Origin of the sequence: Croceimicrobium sp. (genome assembly GCF_965228705.1) — a bacterium.
Taxonomy (GTDB): Bacteria; Bacteroidota; Bacteroidia; order Flavobacteriales; family Schleiferiaceae; genus Croceimicrobium.
The window spans coordinates 780,992-791,003 of sequence record NZ_OZ245832.1; the positions used below are offsets into that span (position 1 = coordinate 780,992).

The window sequence follows — 10,012 nt, forward strand, 5'->3', positions numbered from 1 at the left end:
ACTATGCGAATCAACCAAATCATTCGGTCGCTAAGATGGTATCTGGCACCGACCCTGATCTTTGGTTTAATTGCTCTGTTTTTTACCGCCCGCAATGGCTTGGCGGAGACACAGATATGGTTTAATCAGTACTACAGCGATTTTTTAGATTCTGCCATGCCCTGGTATACTTACCTAGGGGATGGCTTAATTTTTTTAATGCTGATTATCCCTTTTCTGTTCTTGAAAAGACGAGCGATGCTAGCCCTGATTTTTTCAGCCCTGCTTACTTTGGTTTTCTCTTCAGCTTTAAAAGCTTATTTTAACGAACCCAGACCTCTGCGCTATTTTGAGCAGCTGGATTATGATCTACGGGAAGTACCAGGCGTAAAAGCCCATTACAATCATTCCTTCCCCAGTGGTCATACTACCGCTGCTTTTGCCGCTTGGGGAGTACTGGCATTCTTTCTTCGTAAAAAGGGCTGGCAATTACTTTGTTTCAGCATTGCTTTAGGAGTGGCTTATTCTAGAATTTACCTCTCCATGCATTTTTTGCGAGATGTGGGTGCCGGGGCTATTTTAGGTGCATTTATTGCTATAAACGCCTTGTACCTGGCATTCAGAATTAATAAGGAATGGGTACAAGCCTACTGGTTTAAACGCCAATGAAGTACTTCGATAAAAATACCTGGTTTTGGATTCTCATAGGGGCCCTCTTTTTCCTGCCTTTCTTAGGCGGAGTGCACCTTTTTGATTGGGATGAAGTAAATTTTGCGGAGCTCGCACGTGAAATGGTAATGAGCGGAGATTGGTTGCACATGACCATAAACTTCGAAACCTTTACCGAAAAACCGCCTTTGTTCTTTTGGTTGCAAGCCAGCTCTATGGAGCTCTTCGGTATTGGCGAATACGCGGCGCGATTCCCTAATGCCTTATTGGGAATCATTGTTTTACCTTTTCTCTACATCAGTGGTAAGTTTTTGGTAGATCGCAAATTTGGATTCTTCTGGGCCTTAAGTTGGTTTGGCGCCACCTTGCCCTTCCTCTATTTCAAATCTGGGATCATCGATCCCTATTTCAACTTCTTCATTTTTAATGGCCTCTTTTTCCTGATTCACTTTTTATGGAAGCGCAATCAGGTAAACTTCATTTTCCTGTCTAAATCCGCTCGCTTTTACCTGGTGGTAGGAGGGATTTTTATCGGCCTGGCCATTTTAACCAAAGGTCCGGTAGCTTATCTAATCATCTTCCTCACCTTGCTGGCTTATGCTATTTCCAAGTCACTGCGATTTGGAATGAAGATTTCCGATTTTCTCATTTACTCCTTAGTAGCGCTAGGGGTCTTCTTACTCTGGTTTTTAGTAGAATACAGCTTTAATGGCCCCGACTTTATTGTAGATTTCACCATCCGACAATGGGAACTGCTCACCACTAATGATGCGGGTCATGGTGGATTTCCGGCCTATCATTTTGTAGTGCTCTTGCTGGGCTGTTTCCCAGCCAGCATTTTCGCTTTACGCGGATTAGGCAAAATAGAAGGCCTGTATCCGCATGTAGCCGATTTCCAGCGTTGGATGATAATCCTCCTATCGGTGGTCCTGGTATTATTCTCCCTCGTTGGAACGAAGATTATTCACTACAGTTCCATGGCCTATTATCCGATTAGTTTCCTATCGGCATTAAGCCTGTGGCAAATCAGTGAGTTTCCGCGCAAGCATAAAATTTGGATTGCCATCAGCTTAAGCTTTATTGCCCTGATTGGCATTGTACTTTCTATAGCCTTACCCTGGGCAGGAATGCATGTAGAGGATATTATTCATCTATTTGATAAAGATCCTTTTGCAAAAGCGAATTTGGATGCCGAAGTGCCCTGGTCTCTTTGGGATTATACCCCTGCCTTAATTCTCTTGCTAAGTATTATTGGCTATTGGATTTATCGAAAGCAAAACCCAGATTTTTCCTTCCGTTTACTGTTTTTTGGAAATGCCGTATGGGTTTTCGCCGCTTTGATCTTCTTTATCGGTAAGGTGGAACGCATTTCACAAAGAGCGGCGGTGGAGTTTTTCGAATCCCATGCCGAGGAAGAAGTCTATCTAGTGAATTACGGCTATAAGAGCTATGTGCCCTGGTTTTATGGCGAAGTACAGCCTTATGTAGATCCCAAAGCGTATAAGCGGGAATGGTTATACCATGGTCAGGTAGACCGGGATGTATTGATTGCTACTAAGGTGAATAAGGTAGGTCAAATGATTCGAGAGATTCCCGACGCTCAATTGCTCTACCATAAAAACGGATTTTACTTCTATCGCCGAAAGGCCTATGCGAGATAAGCAGGTTTAATTAAACCCCATTTGGCAAATCGGTACTGCAAGGAAACCTTTAATACTCCTAAGCCATAGATGGCCGAGCGTTTAAAGTTGATTGAAGATGCTTCTTCAAAATACTTGGTAGGACAGGTAATCTCGGCAATTTCGAATCCTTTATAGAAAATCTGAGCCAGCATCTGATTATCAAAGACAAAGTCATCTGAATTGCTGTTATAGGCAGTGGCTTCCAAAACTTCTTTCGAAAATGCCCGGTATCCGGTATGGTATTCGGAAAGTTTTTGACTCATTAGAATATTCTGACTCAGCGTAAGAATACGATTGGCCACATACTTATACCAAGGCATGCCTCCCTTAAGGGCACCTTTACCTAGAATACGAGAACCTAAAACCACCGGATAGACATCATTGGCAATTAAATAAGCCATCGACTCAATGAGCTTAGGCGTATATTGATAGTCGGGGTGAAGCATAATCACAATATCACCACCAAGCTCCAGTGCTTTATTGTAACAAGATTTCTGATTACCACCGTAACCCTTATTCTTTTCGTGGGGGATAATGTGCTTAATGCCAAGAGATTTTCCTACCTCAATGGTATCGTCAGTAGAGTTATCATCCACTAATACTACTTCATCTACAATGGAACCTGGAATTTCATTGAAGGTGCGCTCCAGGGTTTTAGCAGCATTATATGCCGGTAAAACCACTACTATTTTTTTTGTGCCGATCATGGCCTGCAAAATTAGAATTTTCAAAAGCTCCTGAAAGCGTCTATTCGCAAAGAATTAATTAGTTTGCTAGACAATATATAACAGCAGTACACAGTGAGGAGAATTAGTATTGGGCTACTTTGCTTTTTGATGGTGCAGTCGGTTGCAGCTCAGGTAATTAAAGGAAAGGTCATTGATGCTAAAACCGATGAACCGGTAATCATGGCCAATGTAGTAATTAAGGGTACCAGCCTGGGAACTTCCACAGATTTAGATGGAAATTTCAGTTTAGACGCAAAAAAAACTGCTTTTCCTCTTCGAATTTTAGTCTCATTTATAGGATATCAAGAATTGGAGGTGGAAGTTAAATCTCCTGAACAGGAATTAACAATCCGATTAAGAGAAGACAGTGAAATGCTCGAAGCGGTGGATATTATCGAGCAAAGACTCAGTAAAAAACAAAGAGAATCCGCTTTAACCGTGGAAGCTTTGGATGGCAGGGCCATTCGTGAAACTCCTGCACCTAACTTCTATGAAGCCCTGGGTAATTTGAAGGGGGTGGATTTAACCTCTGCCAGTATCGGTTTCAAAATCATTAATACGCGTGGCTTTAATTCTACTTCACCTGTGCGAAGCCTTCAATTGATTGATGGGGTGGATAATCAAGCTCCAGGTCTGAACTTTTCTTTGGGAAATTTCCTTGGCGCCAATGAATTGGATATTACCACAGTTGATATCATCGCCGGTGCTTCAACAGCATTTTACGGTCCGGGCGCTTTTAATGGTGTAATCTCCATGACTACCAAAGATCCCTTTCTATATCAGGGATTGTCTTTTTCTCAAAAAGTAGGGGAGCGGGCCTTATCGGAAACCGCGGTGCGTTATGCCGAGTCTTTTAAGCTGTTTAGTGATAGCCGTGATGATTTCGCTTTCAAGATCAATTTATTTTACCTCCGTGCCGATGACTGGGAAGCGGATAATTACGATCCCGTAGATGATTCGAAAGTAGATCGTACTAATCCAGGTCGTTATGATGCGGTGAATGTTTATGGCGATGAAAGTCTGGCTTCCAATAATGAGCGAGAGTCCTTTGAAGATGTGAAATTCAACAATCGCCCGGGTTTAGGGATATTTTACCGTCCCGGTTATCAGGAAGTAGATTTGGTAGATTATGATACGCGAAATTTCAAGGGTAATATTAATCTGGCCTACCGCACTGATAATGATCTACGCTTTGATTATACCTTGAACTATGGTACTGGTACTACAGTGTATCAAGGTGAAAACCGATTTAGCCTCAAGGGGATCCAGTTTATGCAAAACATCGTGGAAGTTTCCAAGCAGGATAAATTCTTTGTTCGAGCTTATGCAACGGTTGAAGATGCAGGGCAGAGTTACGATGCGGTATTAACCGCCTTTAAAATGAATGATGCGGTTTTAGGGGATGAAGCCACCTGGAACCAAACCTATAGTTCTGCATGGTCTGGCGCTCCATTCCGCTTTGCCAATGCCTTTCAGAATGCCGCAAATTTTAATGTCGCTAGCCCTAGTTTCGATTCGGCATTTTATGCCAATGAGTACCAGGATATTTTAAGAGAATACAATGAGTTGCTCAGCAATTTCCATGATTCTTTATTGGGCATTATTGCAGGCGGACGTCCTTTGCCAGGATCGGCAGCATATGATTCGATTTTTAATGATGTAACCTCCCGCACCTTTACCGATGGCGGTTCTCGCTTTTACGATCGTTCCGCCCTTTATCATATTATGGGCGAATATAAATTCGAAGCCTTTGATGGAAATATGCGGGTAGGAGGTAATTTCCGTTTGTATCGCCCTAATTCAAGAGGAAATATTTTTGATGAAGTAATTCCTTCTTCCATTAAAACCGATAGTGTTGGAAATGTGATTTCGCAAGAATACCGACAGATATCCAATTCGGAATTTGGTTTTTACTATGGTGCTGAAAAGTTCTTCTTAGGTGAGGTTTTAAAAGCCAGCTTTACCTTACGGATGGATAAGAATCAAAACTTTGATTATCTCTTTTCACCCGCAGCTTCTTTGGTTTATAATTTGGGAGCAAATCACACTTTCCGTGGCTCTTTAGGTCGGGCCATTCGTAATCCAACTTTGCAAGATCAATACCTGCGTTATGATGTGGGAAGAGCCGTTTTATTAGGTAATATCAATGGTTACGATTCCTTGATCACCTTTGATTCTTTCGACTATTACCGCTCTCAGGAGAATTTGGATCGTGATAATCTTGATTTCTTTAATGTGGCACCCATTGAACCTGAACGCGTAACCACCGCCGAAATTGGTTATCGCGGAACCTGGTTTAAAAGAGTATTTGTGGATTTCAATTATTTCCACTCCTGGTATACCAGCTTTATAGGTTTCCAATTCGGGCTTGACCCGCGTTTTGATCCCACTTTTAGAGATCGAATTCGCAGTTTAAGTGCTTATAGGGTAGCGGCTAATGCCGAAGGTTTGGTTACTACCCAAGGCTTTAATGCTGGCGTGAATTACTATCTGGATGATCATTTGAGTTTAAGTGGGAATTACAGCTATAACTCTATCGACCTGACTCCAAAATCAAATTTCATTACTAAGACCTTTTATCAGGAAGAATTGGATAAGTCAAGTTCTGAAGATCCCATCGTTCCAGCTTTTAACACCCCTAAGCATAAGTATAATTTAAGCTTCTCCGGAAGGGACTATAAGCCCTGGAAAGGCAAGGATCATAGCTTGGGCTTTGCGGTAACCTATAAGTGGATTCAAGGATTTACCTTTGAAGGGTCCCCACAGTTTACCGGTTTTATTAATACCTATGATTTGGTAGATGCGCAGGTGAGTTATGCTGTAAAGCCCTGGCACAGTACCTTTAAGCTTGGTGCTTCCAATATTTTAAACAATAAAGTATTTCAGGTTTACGGCGGACCAAGAGTAGGTCGATTGGCGTACTTTTCAGTATTGGTCGAGCTTGACTGATATTCCGGATAAAAATTTCCTTAAATTCGAAACAACAAATAAATAGCAGATGAAAAAAACATTACTTCTTCTTTTGGCCTTCAGTGGTGTGGCTTCAGCCCAGCGATATACCGCCGAAGTATTTAGCCAAGTGAATGTAAACGCAAATCAACCCTATGCGACGAACATTGATTTCCTTACCTCGGACCTCAGTGATCCTGCATCTGTAGTAAATGATGTAACCACTATTAAGACAGCCCTGGCTCAGGGACAGCCGATTCCTTCGGCATTTTTCAATCCTTTTGATACGACAACTGATGTTAAGGTTACGACCTTAAACATGGATGTTTATACTCCGGTTGGAGATACGGCTACCAATCGTCCTTTAGCAATTTATATCCATACCGGTAACTTCTTACCTCCTGGATTAAATGGCGGTATCAATGGATCCAAGAATGACAGTTCTGCTATCGTAATGTGCGAGAAATTAGCCAAGCGTGGTTTTGTGGCGGTAGCCGCTAATTACCGCTTAGGATGGAATCCATTAGATCCGAATCAATTTGTACGTCGTGCTCAATTATTAAATGCTGTATATCGTGCTATTCACGATATCAAAGAATTGGTACGGGTATTAAAAGCGGATGCTTCTAATCTGGGAATTGATCCAAACCGTGTAGTATTATTCGGTGAAGGTTCCGGAGGTTATGTAGCCTTGGCCTATGTTACTTTAGACAAGTGGGCTGAAGTGGAAATCCCTAAATTTATTAACCCTGCAACTACTAACTCTTTCGTTGATTCCAATCTGGTTGGTAATATCGAAGGCTTAGGTGGTAACCTAAACTTATACGTTGGTAATGGTCAGTCTACTGAAGTAGATATGTGTATCAATATGGGAGGTGCTTTAGCGGATCTCTCCTGGTTGGAAGCTGGCGATGCATCTATGATTTCTTTCCAGTGTGTTCGTGATCCATTTGCACCTTTCGGAAATGGTACTGTTGTGGTACCTACTACTCAAGATGATGTGGTAGATGTATCCGGTGCTAATGTGTTCCAGGTAAAAGCAAATAGTTTAGGAAATAACAATGCCTGGATTAACAATACCTACAATGATCCTATTACTTTGGCGGCCCGTGCTCGCTACGGTGTAACTTACCCTTATATTTTCCCTGCGCCATTTGATACTATTACCGTATCGAATGCAGAAGGTATGTATCCGGTAATTCGTCCTTTGGCTTCCAGCTTATTCAATAATAATGGTTCACCATGGCAATGGTGGGATCCCAATGGTCCTATCGCGTCGGATACCTTAATTGCAGGTCCTCCCGTAATTACTTATCACATGGCTGGATTGGCTAGTAATCCTAATATGTCACCTGCATTCGGTCGTGCTTACCAGGATACAATCTTAGGATATGTGACTCCACGTTTGATTTATCAAATGAATTTGATCGGAACCGATGAGTTCAACTTCAATAAGTCTATTTCTATGTATCCTAATCCTGCTCAGCACACTCTTTCTTTAGAGTTGATGGATGCTGACCTTGATTTAAGCAGCTATGAGATTATGGATAATACCGGTCGCTTGGTTAGCGCTGGTCGTTTGGAAGGAATGAAGAATGACATCTCTATCGAGAGCTTAAAGCCTGGTGTATACTTTATTAGTGTGCAAACTAATCGCGGATCGGCAACTAGCCGTTTTATTAAGCAATAAGATTTAAAAAGCTTATCATACAAAAGCCCCGAACTACAGGTTCGGGGCTTTTTGCTTTATACCTTTGTCGGCCAAATTTGGGAGCATGAACTACAATCTCAACGGGTATATTATTCGCAATAAGCATCTCAACATTCAGCTCAATAATCGGGGTTTGAATTATGGGGATGGCATATTCGAAAGCCTTAAATACAGTCGCAATCGTCTCAATTTTTTTGAAGACCATTATTTCCGTTTAATGGCGAGTATGCGAATTGTACGAATGGAGATTCCCATGAACTTTTCGCCAGAATATCTCGAAGAACAGATTCGTAAAACTTTGAAAGCAAATCAGCTGGAAGACCAAAGTGCGAGAGTTCGTTTATTGGTGGTTCGCAAAGCAGGAGGATTGTATAGTCCCGAAAGCAATGAGATAGACTTTCTCATTACAGTAAAACCTTGGGAGCACAATGCTTATGTGCTCAATGAAAAGGGGATGGAAGTAGATCTCTTTAAAGATTACTATAAGCTTAGTGGCCTATTGGGAAACATTAAGTCTACCTCTGCTCAGTTGTATGCAATTGCCAGTGTTTTTGCCAAGGAGAATAATCTGGATGATGTATTGCTCCTCAATGAAAAGAAGGAGGTAATTGAATCGACCAATGCCAATATTTTCATGCTGAAAGGCAAGCAATTGATTACTCCACCATTGAGCAGTGGCTGCTTAAAAGGAGTGATGCGTAAGCAGATTATGGAATTGGCTCCTCAATTGGATTTAGAATTGAAAGAAGAGAACTTTTCACCCTTTGCTTTACAAAAGGCAGACGAAGTATGGCTAAGCAATAGCATGCATGGATTACGATGGATAGAGAAATACCGTCGAAAGACCTATACTTCTGAAATAGCAGCTGAGATGCTGAAAAAACTCAATGTGAAAGTGGCTCTTAGTTTAGACTAGGATCTAAGGGGGCATTATGCCAAAGGGCGTAGTCTCCACCCATTTGCTTCATGATGGTCGACCATAAGCCATCAATATCGGTATCGAAAATTAATGTAGAATTGCTTTCGGCTACCAGCCATGACTTCTGATTGAGTTCATCATTAAGCTGACCGGAAGACCAACCGCTATAACCTAGGAAAAAACGAATATCGGAGGGTAGCACCATTTCGAGGGCAATCATCTCTTTGAGGATATCTAAATCACCTCCCCAAAAAACGCCCTCCATAATTTCCTCGCTACCCGGAATTAAATCGCCTTTGCGATGCAAGAAAAACAGATTATCGCCTTGTACCGGGCCTCCTTCATAAATTTCAGCATCGAAAGAAGGGAAGTCTAAGACCAGATCATCAAATTCTACATCCACTTTTCGATTTAGGACAAAGCCTACTGTTCCTTCCTCATTGTGATCGGCTAGTAAAACTACTGTGCGATCAAAATTCGGATCCCCTAGCATGGGTTCAGCGATTAGAATTTTTCCTTTATCCGGGATGCTCAAATTTAGACTCATCGTAGATCGAAGATAGTGGCTAATGGGTACTTTTGCAAAGAGAATTATCAACGAATTCTTAATAAAAAACGCAAGCCATGAAAGAGAAATTGCAAGATCAAAGAGTCGATTATCAAAAAGGAACTTTAAATGTGAATGAAGTTGCTGAGAATCCACTCTCGCAATTTCAAAAATGGTATGAAGATTATGAGGCAGCTTCACCCAAAGATCCTAATGCCTTTGTCTTGGCAACTGTAGATTCAGATGGAATGCCTCATAGCCGCGTGCTGCTGCTAAAGGGAGTGGATCAAGGAGGATTTGAATTCTATACTAATTACAAGAGCGCTAAAGGACAGGAATTAGCTGCAAATCCCAAAGCCAGTATGTGTTTCTTTTGGCCCGAATTGGAACGTCAGGTGAGGGTAGAAGGAGAAGTACAAAAATTAAGTGCAGAAGAATCCACCGCCTATTTTAAAAGTAGGCCCCACGGATCTCAGGTTGGCGCTTGGGTTTCACCCCAGAGTACGGTTATTGAATCTCGTCAGATATTAGAAGATCGATTGACAGAATTTAGCGCCAAATACCAGGATGATGTACCTCGACCTGAGCATTGGGGTGGTTATCGATTAATGCCTAGCCGCATTGAATTCTGGCAAGGTAGAAGCTCGCGATTACATGATCGGGTTCTCTATGAAAAATTGGAAGATCAAGATTGGAAGATAGAGCGATTAGCGCCCTAATTGAATTCGAATTATTCAATTATTAGTGTGAATACTACATATTGCTTGTTAAGTCAATATAAACTGAAGTAGGTTGGCTTTAAGAGGTCAAGCCTAGGTTAATTCTTAA

At 41.7% G+C, this 10,012-nt stretch carries 8 protein-coding genes; 6 read left to right on the forward strand and 2 right to left on the reverse strand.

The annotated features are described in order from the left end of the window. Positions 1–3: 3 nt before the first annotated feature. Together ACO05P_RS03380 and ACO05P_RS03385 are read left to right on the forward strand one after the other, a co-directional pair. The gene (locus ACO05P_RS03380; protein ID WP_421753376.1) at positions 4–648 is read left to right on the forward strand and encodes a phosphatase PAP2 family protein; all 645 of its coding nucleotides are present in this window, start codon (positions 4–6) and stop codon (positions 646–648) included. Beyond that, positions 645–2,309, forward strand: a complete 1,665-nt coding sequence (locus ACO05P_RS03385; RefSeq protein WP_421753377.1) for an ArnT family glycosyltransferase — start codon at positions 645–647, stop codon at positions 2,307–2,309. The genes ACO05P_RS03380 and ACO05P_RS03385 overlap by 4 nt, the downstream gene beginning before the upstream one ends. Here the strand turns inward: ACO05P_RS03385 and ACO05P_RS03390 are convergent. Then, on the reverse strand, positions 2,297–3,037 hold the full coding sequence (locus tag ACO05P_RS03390) for a glycosyltransferase family 2 protein (protein WP_421753378.1): 741 nt from the start codon (positions 3,035–3,037) through the stop codon (positions 2,297–2,299). The genes ACO05P_RS03385 and ACO05P_RS03390 overlap by 13 nt on opposite strands. Positions 3,038–3,166: 129 nt before the next feature. Here ACO05P_RS03390 and ACO05P_RS03395 point away from each other — a divergent pair, with 129 nt between their 5' ends. The 3 genes from ACO05P_RS03395 (at position 3,167) to ACO05P_RS03405 (ending at position 8,634) form a co-directional block, all read left to right on the forward strand. Beyond that, entirely contained in the window at positions 3,167–6,007 is a 2,841-nt protein-coding gene (locus ACO05P_RS03395; RefSeq protein WP_421753379.1) for a TonB-dependent receptor domain-containing protein, read from the forward strand. Between the two features lie 49 nt (positions 6,008–6,056). Beyond that, a complete protein-coding gene (locus ACO05P_RS03400) occupies positions 6,057–7,697 on the forward strand; it encodes a T9SS type A sorting domain-containing protein (RefSeq protein WP_421753380.1) in 1,641 nt (546 codons plus the stop codon). Positions 7,698–7,782: 85 nt separating this feature from the next. Then, on the forward strand, positions 7,783–8,634 hold the full coding sequence (locus ACO05P_RS03405) for an aminotransferase class IV (RefSeq protein WP_421753381.1): 852 nt from the start codon (positions 7,783–7,785) through the stop codon (positions 8,632–8,634). Here the strand turns inward: ACO05P_RS03405 and ACO05P_RS03410 are convergent. Continuing rightward, positions 8,621–9,184 carry a YqgE/AlgH family protein gene (locus tag ACO05P_RS03410; RefSeq protein WP_421753382.1) on the reverse strand — a complete coding sequence of 188 codons (564 nt, stop codon included), beginning with the start codon at positions 9,182–9,184 and terminating at the stop codon, positions 8,621–8,623. The two genes, ACO05P_RS03405 and ACO05P_RS03410, sit on opposite strands and share 14 nt — an antisense overlap. A gap of 77 nt (positions 9,185–9,261) precedes the next feature. Between ACO05P_RS03410 and pdxH the strand changes: the two genes are divergently transcribed. Beyond that, complete coding sequence (gene pdxH, locus ACO05P_RS03415; RefSeq protein WP_421753383.1) at positions 9,262–9,903, forward strand: pyridoxamine 5'-phosphate oxidase; 642 nt, start codon at positions 9,262–9,264, stop codon at positions 9,901–9,903. Positions 9,904–10,012: the final 109 nt, after the last annotated feature.

Excerpts from the sequence above, each read along its gene's own strand:
- ACO05P_RS03380 (WP_421753376.1), top strand. The coding sequence starts at position 4 with ATGCGAATCAACCAAATCATTCGGTCGCTAAGATGGTATCTGGCACCG.
- ACO05P_RS03385 (WP_421753377.1), top strand. The coding sequence starts at position 645 with ATGAAGTACTTCGATAAAAATACCTGGTTTTGGATTCTCATAGGGGCC.
- ACO05P_RS03390 (WP_421753378.1), bottom strand. The coding sequence starts at position 3,037 with ATGATCGGCACAAAAAAAATAGTAGTGGTTTTACCGGCATATAATGCT.
- ACO05P_RS03395 (WP_421753379.1), top strand. The coding sequence starts at position 3,167 with ATGGTGCAGTCGGTTGCAGCTCAGGTAATTAAAGGAAAGGTCATTGAT.
- ACO05P_RS03400 (WP_421753380.1), top strand. The coding sequence starts at position 6,057 with ATGAAAAAAACATTACTTCTTCTTTTGGCCTTCAGTGGTGTGGCTTCA.
- ACO05P_RS03405 (WP_421753381.1), top strand. The coding sequence starts at position 7,783 with ATGAACTACAATCTCAACGGGTATATTATTCGCAATAAGCATCTCAAC.
- ACO05P_RS03410 (WP_421753382.1), bottom strand. The coding sequence starts at position 9,184 with ATGAGTCTAAATTTGAGCATCCCGGATAAAGGAAAAATTCTAATCGCT.
- pdxH (WP_421753383.1), top strand. The coding sequence starts at position 9,262 with ATGAAAGAGAAATTGCAAGATCAAAGAGTCGATTATCAAAAAGGAACT.